This window comes from Paenibacillus sp. SAFN-117, assembly GCF_051966115.1.
GTDB lineage: Bacteria > Bacillota > Bacilli > Paenibacillales > NBRC-103111 > Paenibacillus_L > Paenibacillus_L residui.
Genome location: NZ_JBQCLK010000001.1, coordinates 283,223 through 300,444 on the forward strand (window position 1 = coordinate 283,223; position 17,222 = coordinate 300,444).

Consider the following 17,222-nt stretch of genomic DNA (forward strand, 5'->3'; position numbering starts at 1 on the left):
CGATTACTCCTCGGTTAACGAATCGATCGCCATCACGGCCGCTCCGGACGCTATCGCATCCTCGCCGAGCTGCCCCCGGCTGAACATTACCTGGTACTCCGGATAATAATATGCTTTCTGCACGGCAACCCGGGTGCTGATCTGAAAGAACAAATCATGCGCGGTAATTAACGGCCCGCCCAAGATCACCTTCTCCGGGTGCAGTATGTTTAACAGATTGGCCAAGCCAATGCCGAAGTAAGTTGCCGCCTGCGTAAAAATTTCAATTGTCAGCGCATCCTGCTTATGCAGCGCTTGTACCAGATGGGCAAAAGTGACCTTCTCCGGACTTCCGGCCAGGGCCCGAAGCAGGCTGTCTCTTCCCTGCTTTAATTTGGACGCGGCCTCTTGTTCTAACGCATATATGGCCGTATAGGATTCCAGACTCCCGTAATTTCCTCCGCTTTCCCGATGAGGCCTGCCGTCCGTCTGAATGATCATTTGGCCGACCGCCCCTTCCATATCTACGGCTCCATAAACCACCTTGCCGTCCGACATCATCGCCGAGCGCAGGCCCATTCCGCCATGAACGTAAAGCAAGTGCTTGAACTCCCTTGCAGGGTCTGCCCAATATTCACCGCGAATTGCCGTATTGGCCCCGTTATCCAGGAAAACCTGAATCCCCAGCCCTTCCGAAAGCTGCCGGCTAATATCGACATTCTCCCATCCGGGAGCCTGAAAATATCGGGGATGAAGAATGATTCCCCGCTGCCGGTCCAGCGGGCCTACCGCGCCTATGCCCAGTCCGAGCACCGCCGCCAATGAAATTTGCCTCTCGGCCAGCATCGACTCGATTTCCCGGACTGCCCGCTGCAGCACATACTGCGGAGTAGCTTCAGCCGTCATCGGCCAGCCCCGTTCCGCCAGCTTGTTCGTCTGCAGATCGCACAGCACCAGCTTGGCATTAAGCCGGGAGATTTCCATCCCCAGCACATATCCGTAATCGGGATTGACTTCATACAGAATTGGCCGCCGCCCGCCTGTCGATTCGCCGAGCCCCGTTTCCCGAATCCAGCCCTGGGTCGTCAGCTCCTCCAGAACTCTGGTCAGCGTGCTGACCGGCATTTCACATTGATCGAGCAAATCCTGCTTAGACACTTTCTTCTGCTTGCGTATCAGCCGGAAAATCGACTTTGCCTTGCTCCCCGGCCCGGGAGATTGACCGACCATTCCTTCACCCGCCCTTACAATCTATTCGACAGCTGTACCGCCTTGTCCCAAAAACCAATGACTTCATTAAACCCATTATACCGTTCCGCAGCGCTTCGTCATACGCCAAAGTGCGAGAGCAAGCCCGCCGGTTAGAATGGATAACGGACAGATTCCTAGCTGTACAGAGCGGCACCGGCCAGGCCGGACAGGGCAATGACATAAAGCGGATGGAGCTTGTATTTAATCAGCGCAAATAAAGAAAAAGCGAAGATCACCAACGCGATACCGCTATCCCAGGAGATCGGGCCGATGATGCCGCTTGTCTGGCTGAAATGAATGGCGGCGTAGGCAACCAGACCGGCCACGATCGGACGCAGACCGTAGAAAGCCGACTTGACCAGCTTGTGCTCGTTGATGCGGACAAAAAAGGCGGCCATCAGCACGATAAGAAACAGCGAAGGCAGAACCATCCCCAGCGTAGCCGCCACTGCGCCTGCCAGACCGGCCGTATGATAGCCCACATAAACCGCACCGTTAGTTGCGACCGGCCCCGGGGACATCCCCGCGAGAGCAATGGCCTCGTAATACTCCGCACTGGTCATCCAGCCGTGAGCCGTCACCTCATGCTCTATAACGGGGATCATCGCATAGCCTCCTCCAAAGGAGAGAAGCCCTATTTTAAAGAAAGTCCAAAATAATTGCAGCAGCAGCATGAGGATACCCCATTCCATAGAATCGCCCGCAGCCACTGGCAGGCTCGGGCATATAGATAATTCTTTAATCGGCCAACCGGAAACATCCATATCGGCAGCGAACCCGCCTTTCAGAGTTACCGGAAGAGAAGATTCTGTATTCGGCTCAAATCCCGTCGCCCAAAAAATAATCATGAGAGGAATACGTAGCCGGACGATCCGTCCGATCTGCTTGTTCCTTGCCGGATACCTCGTTCTTCTCCAGCTTGACCCGCCAACCCAGCCTTTCCTTCATCTTGATCAAAAGGATGCCGGCGACCATGCCTCCCAGAATAAGAACAAGCGGGTGAATCGGCGAAAATATTAGCAGCAAGGCGGTTGCTGCGGCTACGGACAGTGTAGCGATATCAAAAACGGCCGTTCGCAAAAGCCGATAGGCGGCAAAAACGATCAAAGCGGCAATGGCCGATTGAATCCCGGCAAAGGCGGCCTCAATCTTCGGTATGCTGCGCAGTTGGGTAAACGCGATTCCCAAGGCCAGCACGATGAGAAAGGCAGGCAGCGTAATGCCCATCAGAGCGGAGAGCGCCCCTTTCCATTTGCCAAGCCGGTACCCGGTAAAAATCGCCGCATTGACTCCGATCCCCCCGGGAGCTGAACCGGAGATGGAGAGCACATCCGTCATCTCCTTCTCGTCAAGCCATTTCCGACGGGCTACCACTTCCCGCTCGATGACCGGAATCATCGCGTAGCCTCCTCCGAAGGTGACGGGGGAAATTTTGCAGAAGGTCCAGAAGATGGACCAGGACAACTTCCATGAATTTGCCGGGCGTGCCATTTATCAACACTTCTTTCTTAACCATGATGTATAAATGATGTCTCTTGCGCTCATTATACCTCTCTTTAAACCATTTTGGAATAAAGATTTGTCTATTGACAAAAAAAAGTAGGCTTGCGCCTACCTCGTTTATTAATTCTGCTTATAAAATTCTAAACTTTGTATAATTTTGGATTTTATTTTGTTATCCTATGGCTTTTCTGCAGAACGCAGCCGCTTTAGGTAGGACACAAAAAACAGGAAATTTTCGCGACACCCTAAGCACACTGTGAGGAGCCCGGATCTCTTGACGTCCGGAATATCCGCGATGGCCCTGAGGAGGACAGCGATGCCGCCGCCCCAATGCCAAGACGACAAGCTTGACGGATTACTCGGAAGCCTTGTGGATACCGTCAGCTATAAAGCCGAAGCTAACTCCAGCCTACCGCCTTAATCCGCTCCGCCACGATATCGCTGACCACCTTCATGAAATCATCGGAATCGTTCAGAAATTCGGTTCTTACAAACTCCAATCCAAGCGCTTGTGCCGCAGCTTGGCCCTGGATTCCGATATCTTGAAGCACCTCCACATTCGCTGTCAGTGAGAGCAAGTCGCAGACCACCACCGCCTCCGCCCCGCCTTCTCCCACTTCGGCAATGACATCCAGCACGTCAGGCTTTAGCCAAACCTGCGGCGCCGGCCCTCCGCTGCGGTAGGCTATCCGCCAAGAGCTGCTGCCGGATACATCGGCGACGGCTTCCGCCAGCTCCCGGAATTCCCGGCAGTAGTCCGGATGGGCCTCGGGCAGCCCGGGTTGGCTGTGTGCGGTAAAGATCACCGCGGTATTCCCGCGCACCGCAGCAGGCAGCCATTCCGCAGCCGCGCGGACCCTGTCTGCAACAATGCGCACGAAGTCCGGATTCAGGTGCCAGTGGGCAGCAGTTAACAGCTCCATACGATGGCCGGAGGAGGCGATCGCCTCGCGCAGCTTGCGCTCATACCAGCCAGTTCCCGTCTTGGAAAACAGGGGCGACAGCGGCAGGCAAACGACCTTGGTTACTCCATCTTCCGCCATGCGGGTTACCGTTTCCTCGGCTGACGGTGGGGTATGCTTGCACATGTAATAGGCTTTGACAGGGCTGTTTAATTGCAAGCTGAGCCTCCGCTCCAGCGCCGCCGCCTGCCGCCTTGTAACCGAGGCGAGCGGATCGCACACTCCCAGCGCCCGATACTGCACTTCCGCTTGGGCAAGCTTATCCGGGCCCGGCTTTCGGCCGTGGAAGATATGAGTGTAGAAGGCTTCCAAATCATCCAGGGAAGATACCATCCCGTAGGCCGTCAAGACAATTCCGATCATGCCCCCTCCTGTCCGGCCGCGTACTCGCGCACCCATTCGCCGATTTCCTCCAGGCTGTCCACGACGCCGAGATTAGGATTGGTGACCTGGCTCGCCCTCATCTTCTTCACCTGTCCTTCACGCACGGCTTTAAGGGACTGGAAGGCGTCCTGAGACATCATCTCTTCCAGCTCGCTGTCTCCTTTATCATCCCATTGTATGAGCAGGATCATATCGGGGTCGGCTTTCATCACCTGCTCCATCGAGGCCTTCGTCGTCCGGTTTACCCCGAGAATATCCACCGCCGGTATTCCTCCGGCTTTTACAATGAGATCGTAAGAAATATTCGTCTGGCCGAGCAAATACGGACCCGTGTTCGGGCCGACCGGAGACAAGATAAGCACCGAAGGCTTGATCTTGTTATTCTCCGCCTCCTCCTCGACCGAGGCGATTCTTTCCTGCATTTCCCGGACTATACTGTCCGCCTTCTCCTCCTGCCCGATCGCCTGTCCGATCGTTTGCAGGTTTTGCTGGAGCTTCTCCAGCGTATTCCACTGTTGGAAGGTAATTAACGGAATTCCCGCCTGCTTGAGCAGAGCGTCGGCGTCTCTCTCCCCGTCATGGATCGTTGTCAGCAGGACGAGATCCGGCTCGTAGGACAGCACCTGCTCGGGATCGAGCGCGGCTGCCCCGGCAATTTTGTTCGGCACCTGGCGGCCCTCTTCCGTATTTCTGGCTAATGCCTGGTCTTCAATGCTTCTCGGGACGACCGCTACCCGGGAGGCATCGGCCAGCTCCAGCACCATCTCGGCCGTATCCAGGGACAAGGCCGCAATGCGGACCGGCTGCTTCTCAATCGTTACCGTCTCGTTTCCGATCGAAACCTCTCTGGGGAACGAATCATTCGCTTGCTTGGCCTCCGGCCCTTCTCCCGCTCCATCTGTTATCGGGGCTTCCTGCCCCGGGGCTTGCCCGTTACCGGCTGAAGTGTTGGACGGATCCCCTCCGTTCTTCCCCTGCACAGCCTCCTGCTTCTGCCCTTCTCCCGGAATCCCTCCCGTTCCGCAAGCCGACAGAAGGGCCAGAAGCATAACGGCCGCTGCCGCCTTCCCGGCGATTCCCCTGCCGTTGACACGTCGGCCGATCCTGAAGCCTGTTTGGGAGGGCCCGCTGCTGCCGGCCATGCCTTTGCCGACATCTGCCGCCGCTCCGTCGCTGGCCCTCTCCGCTGTTGCCTGCCGTTCTTCTCCGCTGATGCGTTCTGCAATGGCTCGGCTTGTTCCTTTCCAATCCGTTCCGGGCCGGGAAGCTCCCCTCCCATTAGTTGTATTCCACCGTTGATTAAACATAAACTTGCACCTCACGTCCATAATGCTTTGCTAACAAGAATATACCGGTCTTCTTGCAATCCTGGTTGCAGCTGATCGAGTCCCGCCAAGCTGCCAAACCGTTTAGTATACACATTTGCCCGGCGGTAATTGGATAAAATACATCGATACACGAACCGCTATGTCCTGAAAGGTCCGCAATCTGAATTTAACGGATGAATGTTTTCATACAAAAGCGGACCTTCGCCGCATGTACACAGCTTTCCGTACGATATTTCATACAAAACTCACTCGTTCGCATCAATCTATTTGTACCTCTATTCGACCCCACCCAAGGGATACGAGCGAGTAACTTGGATGCTTTCTCAACAAGCAACCGCCGACGGCTCCGTGCCCCAGCGCCGGCGGTGATTCCTTATCCGGCGGCCTCCTGCAGCGCGGTCACCGACGGCTTGCCGGTCGAGGGATCGGTAGCCACGACCGCCTCCACGCCATAGGCCTCGCGAATACACGATTCCGTCATGACTTCCTCCGCACTCCCCCGGGCCAACACTTCTCCCTCCCGGATAAGCACCAGCCGGTCGCAGTAGCGCGAAGCCAGGTTCAAATCATGCAGAGCCGCAATGGCCGTTAAACCCTGGTCGCACAGCTTGCGGATCACGCTTAATACCCGCAGTTGATGAGCAATATCGAGAGCGGATATCGGTTCGTCCAGCAGCAGCACCTCGGGCTCCTGGGCCAGCGCCTTGGCGATAAATGCCATCTGCCTCTGCCCTCCCGACAGGCTCGGCATGGATCTGTCGCTCAGGTGCAGTGTCCCTGTTTCCCGCATAGCTTTTTCTATGACTTCACGATCCCTCCCGTTCTCTCCTGCGAAGCGGGAAATATACGGATGCCTTCCCATTCCGACAACTTCCCGCACCGTAAAATCGAAGTCGACGGTCAAATCCTGGGGAACGAAAGCAAGCTTGCGGGCCAGGGCCTTTCTGGAAATGGCGGCCATGTCCTCGCCATCCAGCAGCACCTCTCCTGCCGATGGCTTGAGGAATCCGGCCAATGTCCGCAGCAGTGTCGATTTCCCGCTGCCATTCGGCCCGATCAGCCCGACAAACTCTCCCTGAAATACGCTCAATGTGAGCTCCCGCAGAATGAGCGCCCGTTCCATATGAACAGAAATTCCGCAGGCATTCAATCGGATGCTCATGTCATCTTCACCTTTCTGGAACGTAGTACTAACGAAATGAACAGAGGGGCTCCGATACAAGCGCAAACGACGCCCACCTGCAATGTCACAGGCTGCAGGATCATGCGGGAAATAACATCGGCTACTATGAGAAAGCATGCCCCGCCCAATGCGCTTGCGGGAAGCAGCAGCCGATGGTCCGGGCCGGCGATCAGGCGGACGACATGCGGTACGACCAGCCCTACGAAGCCGATGATCCCGCTGACGGCCACGGCCGAGCCGGTCATGAGCGACGCCAGCGCCAGAATCATGTAGCGCGTCGCCTGCACCCGGATCCCCGAGCCTTCCGCCTGTTCATCGCCCAGCAGCATCAGGTTCAAATCCCTGCCGAAGATACAAATCAATATACAACCAAGCACAATCGGCGGCCCAATCAACTGGACGTGCTCCCAGGTACGGGCTTCCAGTCCGCCTTGCAGCCAAAACACAATGCTTCTCAACTCCTGTTCATTCTTGGAGCCGGCCACCATAATATTGATCAGAGCCGACAGCAGCGCATTTATCCCTATTCCCAGAAGAAGCAGTGTCGTAATGGAAGCTTGGCGGCTGCCCCTCCAAATCAGCAAAATCAGAATAACCGCAGCCACCGCCCCCGCAAACGCGGATATCGGAAGCATCCATTTTCCGAATTGGGTCCAGCCGAAGAACAAAGCACATACCGCTCCTGCGGCCGCACCGCTCGATACTCCGACATACCCCGGCTCCACCAGCGGATTCCGGAACAGACCCTGCATGGCGGCTCCGGAGATAGCCAGAGCGGCGCCAACGAGCCCGCCGACGATCACCCTGGGCAGCCGTACCTGCTCCACAACGAGCCGTTCCCTGTCACCGGCAACAGCTTCGACAGGAAGCCGCAGCTTCTCAAGAAGCAGACTCATCGTCGTCTTCAATGGAACGGACACCGGACCTACCGCGGAAGCAACGAGAACGGCCAGAACCGTCGCGGCGGCCAGAATCCCCATCGTAAGCAACCATTTGGTGGAGAAATGCAGGCGCCCTGTCCCTGACCCCCCTAAATTGATATCTGACCGCCGCCTCATCGGCTATCCCCCTCCTGAATGTCATTATGTCCGGCTGCCAACCAGCCTGTTCTTCCGTAAGCTTGCCGTTGAAGCGTCGCAGCGTTTTCACTCGCCGGGTTTCCCGCACACTTTTTAATTAAGCATGTATTGTCCACAGACAAATTTGTTTACTATATGCAAAAATTATTGTATATGTAAATTATTTTTCAGTCAACCATGTTTTTCATATGCCCGGCCACGGATGGCCCAAAATAAAAAAAACCGAGCCAACTCAGGCTCGGGAAATCTATCTTATCAACCGCTATTCTTATTCTGACGGAATGACCGTCAGCCTTGTCCGGATGCCGAAGGGATCGGATACGATCCAGGCTCCCTCTTGCTCCTCTAACGGGACGCCGGCATCGCGTATCCTTTGCAGAGCCGTCTCCAATTCGGAAGCATCGGGATACATGATTGTATAATAAGCCAACCCCGTGCCGTGAGGAGGAGCCGGGGAAGCGCCGATTCCCGCCCACACATTCAAGCCGATATGATGATGGTAGCCGCCCGCAGAGATAAAAAGCGCCCGCATCAGTCTGGAATAATCCGCCGCCATTTCAAATCCAAGCAAATCACAATAGAAAGCTCCAGCCTGCTGAAGATCACCGACATGAAAATGCACATGCCCGATCGTCGTCCCTTTCGGCAAACCGGACCAGACCTCACTCTCCGCCTCTTTCAACAAGCCTTCCCAGTCGATCGGATCAGTCGCCATCCTGTAATTTCCGTCCGCATCTCTCTGCCACACATCCCGCGGCCGGTCTGCATAAATTTCAATGCCGTTATGATCGGGATCCGAAATATACAGCGCTTCGCTGACCAGATGATCCGCCTGCCCTATCGATATTCCCGATTGAATAAGCCTTCTCAGGCTTACTCCAAGGTCCTTGCGCGTCGGAACCAGAATCGCGAAATGGTACAAACCGCTGGCCGATCGGGGAGGGACAACCAGAGCATTGGGGATTTCTTCAAGCGACAGCAGGGAATGCACTCCATCCACTGTCATTTCTGCGGTAACGGAGGTTTGTTTTAATATTTTCAAGCCTACGACTTGCTCGTAGAATTCAAGGGAACGCTTCAGATTGCTTACTTTAAGCTTTACTTCTCCAAGCCGGATATCCGGATGTATAGTATACACAACTGGCCGCCCTTTCCAAGCAGTGTCATTCCTCCATGGCATTACAAAAAACAAGCGCACCGGCTGTAAATTGTAAACCACGGCATGCCTTCCTCATTCTGCAGAGCAGTCGAAGAAGACGCAATGGACACTGCTTCATTTAGTTACTTTTTGTAACTTAGTATATATTAATAATTAACAAACGTCAATTTATCCAACCTGAACCATTGACGCCCGCCATCCCCGGACGTGCAGCACTCTGATTCGGATTTATGTATTGGGATAGTCCGCTTTAATCTAACAGATGCATCACGCGACACGTTAAGCGCGCATGGCGAGTGCTCAGCCCCCGTTAGCGCGAACCTTCTATCGTCCCAGCTTAACCTTCCTTAAGCGAAGAGAGTTCGCCACGACGGACACCGAGCTTAAAGCCATGGCGGTTCCGGCTACCCAAGGTGCGAGCAGGCCGAGGAAAGCGACCGGGATCGCCATCGTATTATACAGCAAGGCAAATGCTAAATTTTGCTTAATATTCCTCGTTGTCCGCCTGCTTATCCAGATCGCGTCGGCGATGCCGTTCAGATCTCCCCGCATCAGGTGAACATCCGCCGCCTCCAGAGCAAGATCGGTGCCTCCGCCAACGGCAATGCCAATATCGGCGGCTGCCAGAGCCGGAGCATCGTTCAAGCCGTCTCCGACCATCGCCACCTTCCTGTCGTTCTGCTGATGCTTGCGGACCAGCTCGACTTTACCTTCCGGCAGCACTTCGGCATGGACGTCGGCAATCCCCGCTTCCTCCGCTACCGCCCTGGCCGTCCGATAATTGTCCCCGGACACCATTATGGTGCGGACTCTAAGCTTGCGCAGACGGCGGACCGCCTTCCGGACGGACGGCTTCATCGGATCAGTCACGGCAATATAGCCGCTGAACCGGCCATCAACGGCGATGAATAGCACCGTCTTCCCCTGGGCTTCCCACTCGCCGGCCCGCTGTTCATTTTCAATTCGCCCTGCCCCATGACGCTGCAGAAGCCTCCGTGTGCCGATTAATACCTCGTGCCCTTGAACGATTGCACGGATACCGCTGCCCGGAATGACCGCGAACCTCTCCGGCTCAACCGTGTCCACTTGCTCCATCTGCGCAGCTTGCACTACCGCATGGGCAAACGGATGCTCGGAAGGCCCTTCCGCCGATGCCGCAAGGCGCAGCAGGGTTAGCCGGTCCCCCCGATGAGCGTATACTTCGGTAACGGCAGGCATTCCTGCTGTAATGGTGCCCGTCTTGTCCAGCAGAACGGTGCGAACCTGCTGCATCTGCTCCATCGTCTTCCCGTCCTTGAACCAGATTCCGTGCTCCGCTGCCCGTCCGGACCCGACCAGTACCGAGGTCGGAGTCGCCAAACCGAGGGCGCAGGGACATGCCACAACGAGCACAGTGATCGCCCGCTCCAGCGCGCTGCCGAACATCCCCGGCTCCAGATAGAAATAGCCGGCCAGGAAAGCTGCCGACGCTATCGCGATGATGCAGGGAACGAATACTCCAGAGATCCGGTCGGCTATTCTCTGAATCGGCGCTTTGGAAGCCTGTGCCTGCTCGAACAGTCTGACCATTCTCGAGGCCGACGTCTCCTCACCGGCGCGAATGACGGTTACCTTCAGCGTTCCGCTACGGTTGACCGTCCCCCCGATCACCTCGTCGCCCGGCCGTTTGTCCACCGGCAGGGCTTCCCCGGTCAGCATCGATTCATCTACGGTGGAATAGCCGGAGATGACCCGGCCGTCGACCGGAATCCTTTCTCCGGGACGTATCCGTACCACCTCCCCCGGATTGACCTGTCCGGCAGGCACGGACCACTCCTGCCCATCCCGGATTACGCTGGCTTCTTTCGGCCTCAGCTCGTGGAGATGGCGGAGCGAATCGGTCGTCTTGCGCTTGGCCGCCGCTTCCATCCACTTGCCCAGCAGCACAATAGTAATCAGCATGGCGCTCGTTTCGAAGTAGAGCGGTACATGCTCCCCTGCAGGCAAATGGATGGAGCGAACCGTTAAATAATGGCTGTAGAAAAAAGCCGCCGACGTGCCGAGAACAATCAGAACATCCATATTGGCGCTTCTATTCTTCAAGGCGTAATAAGCGTTGAAATAAAAAGGCCGGCCAAAAACAAACTGGACAATCGAGGCCAGCCCGAGCTGAACCCAGGGATCAAGCAGCCATGCGGGGACCCATATCCAGGAAGTAAAAGAATAATGGGTAACCATCGTCCACAGCAAGGGCAAAGTGAATAAAGCCGACAGCACGAAAGAGCGGCGCAGAGACCTGAAGCGCTGCTCCTGTGCGGATAGCCCCAGTCCGTCTTCGCCCTTCTCCGCTTCCTTATTCTGGTCAACCCCGAAGCCCAATTGAATGATTCGTTCCTCCAACTGCTGTTTCGTGACGAGCAGGGGATCGCGAACAATCGAGGCCTGCTCCAGAGCCAGGTTCACCTTGATTTCGCGAACCCCTTCCATTCTTCCGATCACCCGTTCAATTCGCGCTGCGCATGCGGCACAGGTCATTCCGGTTATGCGAATCCTCCATTCGTCCGTCTGGCTCCTTCCTTCCATGACCTTCCCCTCCGTCTTTCCCTTCTTTCCACCCAGTATATGGGTCTTGTCCTTTGAATATGTTTACGGAGGATTTCATATTTCGAACAAGCAGGCTATATAAATGTAGATATGAAAGGAGGAATGTCCGATGACCGGTTTGATGCCGTTCGCGATCATCTATGGACTCCTTGCCGCATGGATTGTTTATACCGTATTCCGATATCGGAAGCGTCTGTCCTCCATGGCCGGTATGACGGCCGCCATGGCTCTGGGGATGGGGGCTGGTCTGGGCCTCGGCTCTCTTATAGCCGCATGGATCCCGGAATCCTTTGCCGAATCGACTGCGCTGGGAATGGCTGCAGGAGCCGCAGCAGGCGCTCTGGCAGGCGCTCCCGTCGGAATAATGGCCGTAATAGACGGGCTCCTATCGGGGGTTATGGCCGGAATGATGGGGGCTATGCTGACGGAAATGATGCCGCCGGAGGATGTCGGAGCTATCGTCCAATGGATGGTGGTTTTGTACAGTGTCATTATTTTTCTTATTTTTGTCATGCTCCACGACAGTGGTCACCAAGAGGAATCCCGGACTGACCGATCCTTCTGGTTCCGGCCCGTGACCCTGTTTCTGGTCGTTGCTCTCATTATTCTTTTTGCTCTCCAGCATGTTCCGGGTACATTGGTCGAAACACTCCCGCCGACCTCCCGCCACTCGCATTAAAATAAATGACGAATACTTCCTCAGGGCACAGAAGAAAAAAGACCTGCAAACATACAGGTCTTTGGAAGGTGTTTGAATAAAATCGACAAAAGACATGCACTCCCGCATGTCTTTAACGCTAACTGCACTATTCCATGCCATTATCTTTTCATTAATTTGCGGATTCGAAATATCACATAGATGATGCCCGCCGCGAACAGCGCCATAATCCCGAGCCATAAGTAGGTCATTTCATTGCTTTTCTCCTTGACCGTCAGCTCCATTTCCAGCATGTCCGAATGAGCTTCATTATTCTGATCCACGGCCGATATGACTATATTCCACAATCCCGCTTCGGGAAAAGTGACCTCTCCCTTATAGCCCTCTTCCCCGCTGAATACGAGCTCCTGCTTTAATTCCTGGGAGCCTTTGGTCATCCGGATGCTCACCTTGGCATCCGCCGCCGGCAGCTTGTCCCTCTCCGTGCCCGGCTCCACGCCGGCATCGATCACTTTCACGTAGTACTCCGTTTTCGTATTCGCATATACTTCACTCAAGGAAACACTGGAAATGAAAATTCCTTCTTCTTTTTCTTCTTCTGCGTAAGAAACCGCAGCAAAACTGACCATAAGCATCAAAAAAACAAGTATGGCCAGATGAGACCGCCTCTTCAACACAGGATGCCTCCCCCACTTTAATATCTATCTACAGCAAGCTCCGTTCTCCGGTTCTTATTGGCTTGGCAAAATTTCCTTGACCAGCGCCTCAATAATCTGTTCATTCATTTCTCCAACGTACACTTTATGAATGACCCCATCCGGCCGGATAAAGAACGATGTCGGATATCGGGTCACGTTATATTTGTTTCTGGCGGTTTCCAAATTACGGTCCATCAAGATCGAAAAGCGTACGTTTTCTTGTCTGACGAAGCTGTCGATCGTCACCTTGGATTCACCCAGGTTGAGACCGAGCACCTCCAGCCCCTGTTCCTTCCATTTATCATATTGATTCTGAATAGCGGGCATCTCATCCTTACAAGGCGGGCAGAACGTGCCCCAGAAATTGACAAGAACCGCCTTACCCCGATATTCGCCGAGGGAATGTTTATTTCCACTGAGGTCGTACAAAGTAAATTCCGGGGCCAAATTTCCTTCCTTGGCCGAGCTTCCGCTTGCCGAGAAGGTATTTGCAACCGTAACTACTCCCAGCACGACGAAGATGGTTAGTATTCCGATCTGGAGCCATTTCCGGTATTTCTTCATGTTGATTGCTTCTCCTTTCGTCAACTCAGGACCCACTTATTATACCGCTTCTATGCAACCGTTCCAACTCACTTACACTATGGATTGTAGTATATATAAAACAGAAACGTCAACCGGTTGCCGTTCGCACTCTTGACGTTTTTAGGAACATTTTCGAAACCAAGATTTATATTGACAGGATGCGGAATCGCCTTTAAAATTTTGCCTAGGTAAACATTTTTTCATAAGAACATATTGTATTCTTTATCGAAAGAAATGTGGCGAAGGCTAATCCTGATTAATATACTGTTAGAATGACACGCATGGAATAAGAGGTGACGAACAATGTCCGCAGCTATTACCGTCGAGCATCTTTATGTTTCCTACCATGGGAACGAAGCGATCAAAGATGTATCCTTCTCTCTTGCCCCGGGTAATCTGGTCGGAGTCATCGGCCCGAACGGCGCCGGGAAATCGACTTTGTTAAAAGCGCTGCTCGATCTGATTCCGAAAGACAAAGGCAACATTACGTACTTTGATAAATCGATTGCCGAGATTCGCAAGCAGATCGCCTATGTTCCGCAGCGCAACGATATCGATTGGACCTTTCCCATCACGGTGCTGGATACGGTTCTTCTCGGCACCTATCCCAAACTGGGCCTGTTCAGGCGTCCGAAGAAGGAACAGCGGGAATGGGCCTATCAATGTCTTGAGCGGGTCGGAATGGAAGCCTTCAGCCGGCGGCAAATCGGTGAATTGTCAGGGGGCCAGCAGCAGCGCGTGTTTCTTGCGAGGGCATTGGCCCAGCAATCGGAAATTTTCTTCCTGGATGAACCGTTCGTCGGTGTCGATCTGGCCAGCGAAGAGACGATTATCGCTATTCTGAAGCAGTTGAAGGACAGCGGCAAAACGATCATCGTCGTGCATCACGACTTGAATAAGGCGAGCGCCTATTTTAACCAATTGATCCTGCTAAACCGGGAGCTGATCAGCTTCGGCCCGGTGGAAGATGTGTTCCGCCCGGACATTCTGGCCAGAGCCTATCGCGGCGAATTTTCGTTTATGAAAGAATTGGGGGTGGGCCTATGATGACTTTTATCGATGCCATTATGAACTATGGCTTTATGCAGAAGGCCCTTCTGACCTCTATCATGGTCGGTATTATCTGCGGCGTGATCGGCTGCTTCATCATTCTGCGCGGCATGGCTTTGATGGGGGATGCCATCTCCCACGCGGTTCTTCCCGGGGTAGCCATTTCTTATATGCTGGGCATTAACTTTTTTATCGGCGCCGTCGCCACGGGAATATTGACCGCGGTCGGCATCGGCTTCGTCAGCCAGAACAGCCGGATCAAGAACGATATTTCGATCGGTATCATGTTTACTTTCGCTTTTGCTTTGGGAATTATTTTGATCACCCTGTTGAAGAGCAGCACCGATCTATACCATATTCTGTTTGGCAATGTGCTGGCTGTCCGGGCCTCCGAAATGTGGTTTACATTAATTATCGGGATTGTAGTCATCGGGACGATTCATTTATTCTACAAAGAGCTGCTGGTCAGCACCTTCGACCCGACCATGTCGGCAGCTTACGGATTACCTAACCGGTTGATCCACTATATCCTGATGACCTTGCTGACGATGGTGACCGTCGCTTCCCTGCAAACGGTGGGGATTATTCTCGTCGTAGCCATGCTGATTACGCCTGCAGCCACGGCATACTTGCTGACCAACAGGCTGTGGATCATGATCTATCTGTCGTCCTTGTTCGGGGTTATTTCATCGATCGCCGGAATGTATATCAGCTACGTCTATAATTTGGCTTCCGGGGCCAGTATCGTCATTGTTGCGACCGTTTTGTTCTTTGCCGCATTTATGCTGTCTCCGAAACAAGGGCTGCTCATTCGCACGATAAGGACACGGCGGAAAAAGGCGATGCTCGGTTCATGAAATGGAGAGTTGGAGGGAGAGAGTTGAGACCGATTATCGTAAAAATCACTTTGTTACTCCTCGTTCTGCTGTGGGTTGCGGGATGCGCCCCCGATAACCGTCCAACGGATTCTTCCGGCGGCTCCTCCGGACAGCAGAATGACAAGCTCAAGGTCGTTGCCACCTATTCCATCATTTATGACATTGTCCGAAATGTCGGAGGAGACCGGGTAGAAGTCGTCAGCCTTGCCCCCGTCGGCTCCGACCCGCATGAATACGATCCCCTCCCCGCCGATGTCAAGAATACGGCGGATGCGGACGCGGTCTTCTATAACGGCATGAATTTGGAAGCCGGCAACTCCTGGTTTGAAAAATTGCTTGAGGCCACCCATAAGGACGGCCCCGATGCACCCGTATTCCAGATAAGCGACGGTGTAGAACCGCTGTTCCTCACATCGGCCGGCAGCGAAGGAGAAATAGACCCCCATGCCTGGCTCGATATCCGCAACGGAATCCGTTACGCCGAGAATGTCCGCGATGCCTTGATTCTTATAGACCCGGAGCATGAGACGGATTATAAGGCTAACGCAGAGCTGTACATTGCTGAGCTCGATAAGCTTCATCGGGAAGCCGTGGAACGCTTTAACCACATTCCTGAAGATAAGCGCATTTTGGTTACCAGCGAAGGAGCCTTCAAGTATTTCAGCCGGGCTTATGGCTTCGAAGCGCAATATATATGGGAAATCAACTCGGAAAAGCAGGGAACGCCGTCCCAGCTTATTACAATCATCGATCTAATCCGCGATAACCAGGTGCCCGTCCTGTTCCTGGAAACAAGCGTAGATCCGCGCAGCATGGAGATGGTTTCCGAGGATACGGGCGCTCCGATCGGAGGCACAGTATTTACCGATTCCCTCGGAAAACCGGGGACGGACGGAGATACTTATCTCAAGATGATGAAACGGAACATCGATACGATCCTCAACGGATTGACCATGAATTCGAACTAACCGGTTAATAGCGGCCTGACTTCGAGTATGACTTCCTGCATGACCTCCGAACAGCGGCCGTACATTTCCTTCGCTACTTTATCCTCGGAGGACAGAGCGAACATTTCCAGATCGGCTTCGCATTTCTTGAGAGTGGCGAGCAAAGCGGCTTTCTGCGAGGGCTCGGGAACTTTGATCAAATCATCGAACAAATCGACGTATAACTGCCCGTAGGTGTCCACTTGTCCGAGAAATACGTTCTCCTGTGCGACTCCCAGCTTCTCCAGCTCCGTTTTGAGCCATTCTCGGCTGAGCCCGATGGTGGCCAACGGCTCATCCATGATAACGCCGTCCATAATTACCGTCTGAGGCTCCTGCTCGGGTCCGACCTTGATCCCCAAGTGACGCGGCGTGATCGGCTGGTTTTCCCGCTTAAGCAGCACATTGATTTCCCCGCTAGGCTCCATAACGGCGAATTCAACATCCGCCGCCCGGAAGGCGTTCTTCCTGCGAAGCTGCTCCAGCAGCTCGTCCGTGGAGAGACGCTCCTTCTTCAGATTGTCCTCCATTATTTTGCCGTCCTTGATCAGGACCGTCCCTTTCCCGTCAATCCAGTTTCTGAATCTCTTGCTTTTGATCTGAAGAAATTCCGCTCCCAGAGAGACGCCTACCCACACGACCAAAGCGACGATTCCCAGATACCAGTTCGCTTCAAGATCGAGGGAAATATAAGCGGCCAAGCTCCCGATGGTAATTCCCGTAATGTATTCGAAGACCGAAAGCTGAGTAACTTGTCTTTTGCCCAGCAGCTTGGTTAACACGAATAAAATGACGACAGCCGTCAATGTGCGCAGCGCCACTTCGAGCCATTCCTGCATGAAAATCCACCTCTGGTCCCATAATTGTTAAGACATAACAATTATTCTCCTTTTTCCCTGTTTTTATGAAAAAAACTCTACCGGAGGGTTCGGTGGAGGAATGACCGTTTTGCCGGA

The 17,222-nt window shown here is 54.0% G+C and carries 16 protein-coding genes; 4 read left to right on the plus strand and 12 right to left on the minus strand.

Annotated features, from left to right (window positions below; all coding sequences use genetic code 11):
• Positions 1-3: 3 nt before the first annotated feature.
• The 9 genes from ACTHRH_RS01230 to ACTHRH_RS01270 all read right to left on the minus strand — a co-directional run bounded on the left by ACTHRH_RS01230 (position 4) and on the right by ACTHRH_RS01270 (position 11,390).
• Complete coding sequence (locus ACTHRH_RS01230; protein WP_150959200.1) at positions 4-1,209, minus strand: ROK family protein; 1,206 nt, start codon at positions 1,207-1,209, stop codon at positions 4-6.
• A 155-nt stretch (positions 1,210-1,364) separates the two neighbouring features.
• Positions 1,365-1,922 (minus strand): chromate transporter, encoded by a 558-nt coding sequence (locus ACTHRH_RS01235; protein WP_440413844.1) that lies wholly within the window; start codon positions 1,920-1,922, stop codon positions 1,365-1,367.
• Positions 1,923-2,049: 127 nt separating this feature from the next.
• The gene (locus tag ACTHRH_RS01240) at positions 2,050-2,721 is read right to left on the minus strand and encodes a chromate transporter (RefSeq protein ID WP_150959199.1); all 672 of its coding nucleotides are present in this window, start codon (positions 2,719-2,721) and stop codon (positions 2,050-2,052) included.
• Positions 2,722-3,131: 410 nt separating this feature from the next.
• Positions 3,132-4,094: a ferrochelatase gene (gene hemH, locus ACTHRH_RS01245; RefSeq protein WP_144933989.1), complete on the minus strand. Its 963-nt coding sequence runs from the start codon at positions 4,092-4,094 to the stop codon at positions 3,132-3,134.
• Positions 4,055-5,386 (minus strand): ABC transporter substrate-binding protein, encoded by a 1,332-nt coding sequence (locus ACTHRH_RS01250; protein ID WP_379290398.1) that lies wholly within the window; start codon positions 5,384-5,386, stop codon positions 4,055-4,057. The genes hemH and ACTHRH_RS01250 overlap by 40 nt, the downstream gene beginning before the upstream one ends.
• Before the next feature lie 394 nt (positions 5,387-5,780).
• Positions 5,781-6,569: a heme ABC transporter ATP-binding protein gene (locus tag ACTHRH_RS01255; RefSeq protein ID WP_144933985.1), complete on the minus strand. Its 789-nt coding sequence runs from the start codon at positions 6,567-6,569 to the stop codon at positions 5,781-5,783.
• Positions 6,566-7,648 carry a FecCD family ABC transporter permease gene (locus ACTHRH_RS01260; RefSeq protein ID WP_144933983.1) on the minus strand — a complete coding sequence of 361 codons (1,083 nt, stop codon included), beginning with the start codon at positions 7,646-7,648 and terminating at the stop codon, positions 6,566-6,568. The genes ACTHRH_RS01255 and ACTHRH_RS01260 overlap by 4 nt, the downstream gene beginning before the upstream one ends.
• Before the next feature lie 289 nt (positions 7,649-7,937).
• Entirely contained in the window at positions 7,938-8,807 is an 870-nt protein-coding gene (locus ACTHRH_RS01265) for a VOC family protein (RefSeq protein WP_440413677.1), read from the minus strand.
• 345 nt (positions 8,808-9,152) lie between these two features.
• Positions 9,153-11,390 (minus strand): heavy metal translocating P-type ATPase, encoded by a 2,238-nt coding sequence (locus ACTHRH_RS01270; protein ID WP_144933978.1) that lies wholly within the window; start codon positions 11,388-11,390, stop codon positions 9,153-9,155.
• A 130-nt stretch (positions 11,391-11,520) separates the two neighbouring features.
• Between ACTHRH_RS01270 and ACTHRH_RS01275 the strand changes: the two genes are divergently transcribed.
• Positions 11,521-12,090 carry a hypothetical protein gene (locus ACTHRH_RS01275; RefSeq protein ID WP_144933976.1) on the plus strand — a complete coding sequence of 190 codons (570 nt, stop codon included), beginning with the start codon at positions 11,521-11,523 and terminating at the stop codon, positions 12,088-12,090.
• A gap of 140 nt (positions 12,091-12,230) precedes the next feature.
• On the opposite strand, the gene ACTHRH_RS01280 is transcribed toward ACTHRH_RS01275, so the two are convergent.
• Together ACTHRH_RS01280 and resA are read right to left on the minus strand one after the other, a co-directional pair.
• The gene (locus ACTHRH_RS01280; RefSeq protein ID WP_144933974.1) at positions 12,231-12,743 is read right to left on the minus strand and encodes a hypothetical protein; all 513 of its coding nucleotides are present in this window, start codon (positions 12,741-12,743) and stop codon (positions 12,231-12,233) included.
• A gap of 57 nt (positions 12,744-12,800) precedes the next feature.
• Positions 12,801-13,331: a thiol-disulfide oxidoreductase ResA gene (gene resA, locus ACTHRH_RS01285; protein WP_144933972.1), complete on the minus strand. Its 531-nt coding sequence runs from the start codon at positions 13,329-13,331 to the stop codon at positions 12,801-12,803.
• Positions 13,332-13,655: 324 nt separating this feature from the next.
• On the opposite strand from resA, the gene ACTHRH_RS01290 reads away from it, so the two are divergent.
• From ACTHRH_RS01290 to ACTHRH_RS01300, 3 genes are read left to right on the plus strand one after another with little or no spacing between them, the layout of a single operon-like run.
• On the plus strand, positions 13,656-14,399 hold the full coding sequence (locus ACTHRH_RS01290) for a metal ABC transporter ATP-binding protein (protein WP_144933970.1): 744 nt from the start codon (positions 13,656-13,658) through the stop codon (positions 14,397-14,399).
• A complete protein-coding gene (locus tag ACTHRH_RS01295) occupies positions 14,399-15,259 on the plus strand; it encodes a metal ABC transporter permease (protein ID WP_144934024.1) in 861 nt (286 codons plus the stop codon). The genes ACTHRH_RS01290 and ACTHRH_RS01295 overlap by 1 nt, the downstream gene beginning before the upstream one ends.
• Positions 15,256-16,248, plus strand: coding sequence for a metal ABC transporter substrate-binding protein (locus ACTHRH_RS01300; RefSeq protein ID WP_150959192.1), 993 nt, complete (start codon positions 15,256-15,258; stop codon positions 16,246-16,248). The genes ACTHRH_RS01295 and ACTHRH_RS01300 overlap by 4 nt, the downstream gene beginning before the upstream one ends.
• On the opposite strand, the gene ACTHRH_RS01305 is transcribed toward ACTHRH_RS01300, so the two are convergent.
• Positions 16,245-17,105, minus strand: a complete 861-nt coding sequence (locus tag ACTHRH_RS01305) for a DUF421 domain-containing protein (RefSeq protein WP_150959191.1) — start codon at positions 17,103-17,105, stop codon at positions 16,245-16,247. The two genes, ACTHRH_RS01300 and ACTHRH_RS01305, sit on opposite strands and share 4 nt — an antisense overlap.
• Positions 17,106-17,222 lie beyond the last annotated feature (117 nt).

Excerpts from the sequence above, each read along its gene's own strand:
- resA (WP_144933972.1), bottom strand. The coding sequence starts at position 13,331 with ATGAAGAAATACCGGAAATGGCTCCAGATCGGAATACTAACCATCTTC.
- ACTHRH_RS01260 (WP_144933983.1), bottom strand. The coding sequence starts at position 7,648 with ATGAGGCGGCGGTCAGATATCAATTTAGGGGGGTCAGGGACAGGGCGC.
- ACTHRH_RS01240 (WP_150959199.1), bottom strand. The coding sequence starts at position 2,721 with ATGGCACGCCCGGCAAATTCATGGAAGTTGTCCTGGTCCATCTTCTGG.
- ACTHRH_RS01230 (WP_150959200.1), bottom strand. The coding sequence starts at position 1,209 with ATGGTCGGTCAATCTCCCGGGCCGGGGAGCAAGGCAAAGTCGATTTTC.
- ACTHRH_RS01275 (WP_144933976.1), top strand. The coding sequence starts at position 11,521 with ATGACCGGTTTGATGCCGTTCGCGATCATCTATGGACTCCTTGCCGCA.
- ACTHRH_RS01270 (WP_144933978.1), bottom strand. The coding sequence starts at position 11,390 with ATGGAAGGAAGGAGCCAGACGGACGAATGGAGGATTCGCATAACCGGA.
- ACTHRH_RS01290 (WP_144933970.1), top strand. The coding sequence starts at position 13,656 with ATGTCCGCAGCTATTACCGTCGAGCATCTTTATGTTTCCTACCATGGG.
- ACTHRH_RS01295 (WP_144934024.1), top strand. The coding sequence starts at position 14,399 with ATGACTTTTATCGATGCCATTATGAACTATGGCTTTATGCAGAAGGCC.
- ACTHRH_RS01300 (WP_150959192.1), top strand. The coding sequence starts at position 15,256 with ATGAAATGGAGAGTTGGAGGGAGAGAGTTGAGACCGATTATCGTAAAA.
- ACTHRH_RS01250 (WP_379290398.1), bottom strand. The coding sequence starts at position 5,386 with ATGTTTAATCAACGGTGGAATACAACTAATGGGAGGGGAGCTTCCCGG.
- hemH (WP_144933989.1), bottom strand. The coding sequence starts at position 4,094 with ATGGGTGCGCGAGTACGCGGCCGGACAGGAGGGGGCATGATCGGAATT.
- ACTHRH_RS01255 (WP_144933985.1), bottom strand. The coding sequence starts at position 6,569 with ATGAGCATCCGATTGAATGCCTGCGGAATTTCTGTTCATATGGAACGG.
- ACTHRH_RS01305 (WP_150959191.1), bottom strand. The coding sequence starts at position 17,105 with ATGCAGGAATGGCTCGAAGTGGCGCTGCGCACATTGACGGCTGTCGTC.
- ACTHRH_RS01235 (WP_440413844.1), bottom strand. The coding sequence starts at position 1,922 with ATGGAATGGGGTATCCTCATGCTGCTGCTGCAATTATTTTGGACTTTC.